We start from the raw sequence: 2832 nt of genomic DNA on the forward strand, positions 1-2832 counted from the left end.
TATTATAAAAGAAACTTTCTGCATCATTCTACGCTTTCATTAAATACTTAGAAACAGGTTAAATATTGTCAGATTCTCCAACGATAGAGTTTACGACTTATACTGTGTCAAATTTAAAAAATAATCGTACTTACATCAAAAATCATAGCAAAGAAAAAAGAAGTCTGATTGGTAATAAAAGAACTTTTAAACTATTTTCCATTGTCTTTCGAGCCAACTTAAGATTAACAGGCAAATCTATGAGGTCTAAAAAGCATTATTAAATTTTAAAGAGCTTCTCAGGACTAATCCTGAAAAGCTCTTTAATAAATCAAATTTAATCCAATTAAAACTCACATTCTTCCTCATTTTCCACAGAAGGAATGGTAACCAGCACTTTATCGATTCGAGCCCCATCCATATCCACCACTTCCAGTACAAAATTATTCCACTCCAGCGTTTCTCCACTTTGTGGAATATGCTGTAAATGCTGCAAAATCAATCCTCCTACCGTATGATAGTCTACATCTTCCAACAGATCCTGACGATTAAAGTAGCACAAGAAATCATACAATGTACACTGGCCGTCTACCAGCCAGCCATCCTTATTAATTCGCTTGATAATATCCGGTTCTTCCCCGGCATCATCCATAGAACCTACTAAACCCTCCAAAATGTCACGCAAGGTGATAATTCCCACACAAGCTCCAAACTCATCACAAACCAGGGCACGACTTATCTTCTGGGCCTTCATCTGCTCCAATGCCTTATACACATTCATATTTTCATGAAAGAACGTAGCCTCATGCGTCAGAGCCGGCAGATTGAAATTCGCTTCGGAAAGGTGTAACACCAAATCCTTCAGATTGACTACCCCTTTTACCTTATCCAGGTCACCATCCTCCGTCACCGGATAAAACTCATACAATTCGTTCACCAATACTGCTTTCACTTCAGCCGCCGTCATTCCACTCTCAAGCGCCACAATGTTACTCTTATGCGTCATAATGGAACCAACTTTCAAGTCACCCAACAAGAAAACACGCTGCACAATGTCCTGTTCCACAGGCTGTACTTCCCCATCGTCAGCTCCTTCTTTAATAATAGACTTGATTTCCTCCTCCGTCACTTTACTGTCCGTATCCTTAATACCCAACAGATTAAAAATGGCTTCCGTACTCTTGGACAACAACCAAACAAATGGCAAAGCAATTTTTGCCAGCACATTCATAGGGCGTGCCACTAACTTAGCCATTCTTTCGGCCATGCTCATACCAATGCGTTTAGGTACCAACTCACCAAAAATAATAGTAAGATAAGTCACTATCACTACAATTATTCCCTGTGCCAGCCCAAAAGCATAAGAAGAAGCAACTCCCCATGAGATAAGCAAATTCGTCAAATCGACCGCAATCTTATTCCCCGAATAAATACCGGTCAAAATACCGATTAATGTAATGCCAATTTGAACTGTAGAAAGAAAACGATCTGGATCCCCTGCCAGTTTCAATGCTACGCGAGCAGATTTATTCCCTTTTTTTACATCTGTCGACAACCGAGATTTTCGGGCTGATATTAATGCCACCTCGGACATAGCGAAAATACCGTTCAGTACTATCAACCCGATAATAATGATTATTTCATCCATATATAAAAACGAGTGTGTTTCAGGGGAACAAATTTATATGAATGTTCATAGCAAAAAAAGTGAGCCGCCTATAATTATATTGTTTTAACAAACAGGCAGTTCACTTTTTTCATTTCCCTTTTCACCTTAAACACATGAAGTTAGCCGGCTACATCAGAATTTTTTCAATTGCATGAAGTTCCTCTTCTTCAAATGAAAGATGATTCAAAGTTTTCAAGCTATCTCCCAGCTGTTCTACCGAACTGGCCCCTACAATCACAGAAGTCACAGTTTCGTTTTTCAGTAGCCAGGCCAGAGCCATTTCGGCCAGTGACTGTCCGCGCATAGCCGCCCGTTCATTCAAGGCTTGTATCTTACTCAACACTTCCGGCGTAAGTGCCTCCTTTTTCAGGAAACCACCCCTTGCTATACGAGAGCCATCCGGAACACCGTTCAGATAACGGTTAGTCAGCAAGCCTTGTGCCAGAGGAGAAAAAGCCACAAATCCACTTTCATTCTCTTTCACTGCATTCAAAATACCCTGAGATTCTGTTTCACGCACCAGCATGTTATACCGTCCCTGATACAGCAGGCAAGGCACATCCCGTTCTTTCAGATAACGACATGCAAACAGGTATGCAGCCAATGGGTATTTAGACAAACCGACATACAAGGCCTTTCCCTTATGCACAATATCAACCAATGTTTGAAGTGTTTCTTCCAACGGCGTTTCCGGATCATACCGATGAGAATAAAACACGTCCACGTAATCCAGATTCATCCGCTTCAAGCTCTGGTCCAGACTAGCCGTCAGATGTTTTCTGGACCCCCAGTTGCCATAGGGGCCTGGCCACATGTCATGACCAGCCTTCGTGGAAATAAACAACTCATCCCGATAAGGAGCCAACGATGACTTTATAATCTGTCCAAACGTTTCTTCGGCTGAGCCATAAGAAGGCCCGTAATTATTAGCCAAGTCAAAATGTGTAATTCCATGATCAAAAGCATAGTGCAATTTTTTCCGGCTAAGTGAAAGTGTATCTACATCGCCAAAATTATGCCATAATCCCAAAGAAATGGCAGGCAGCATCACTCCACTACGTCCAGCACGACGATACTGCATACCGCATTCATAACGATTCTCCGCAGCAGAATAAACAGGTTCTATCATAAAAGAGTTATTTTAAAGAGGTTCAATAAAAATCCGTATTCCATTGACAAAAATA

General features: G+C 41.1%; 2 protein-coding genes. Both read right to left on the reverse strand.

Going from position 1 to position 2832, the window contains the following annotated elements; genetic code table 11:
- Window positions 1–325: 325 nt before the first annotated feature.
- Complete coding sequence (locus ACMJ0U_RS09035) at window positions 326–1627, reverse strand: hemolysin family protein (protein ID WP_417129642.1); 1302 nt, start codon at window positions 1625–1627, stop codon at window positions 326–328.
- Between the two features lie 148 nt (window positions 1628–1775).
- Entirely contained in the window at window positions 1776–2777 is a 1002-nt protein-coding gene (locus ACMJ0U_RS09040; RefSeq protein ID WP_417129643.1) for an aldo/keto reductase, read from the reverse strand.
- Window positions 2778–2832 lie beyond the last annotated feature (55 nt).

Source organism: Phocaeicola sp., from assembly GCF_048170425.1.
Classification (GTDB): Bacteria; Bacteroidota; Bacteroidia; order Bacteroidales; family Bacteroidaceae; genus Phocaeicola.

Excerpts from the sequence above, each read along its gene's own strand:
- ACMJ0U_RS09040 (WP_417129643.1), bottom strand. The coding sequence starts at position 2,777 with ATGATAGAACCTGTTTATTCTGCTGCGGAGAATCGTTATGAATGCGGT.
- ACMJ0U_RS09035 (WP_417129642.1), bottom strand. The coding sequence starts at position 1,627 with ATGGATGAAATAATCATTATTATCGGGTTGATAGTACTGAACGGTATT.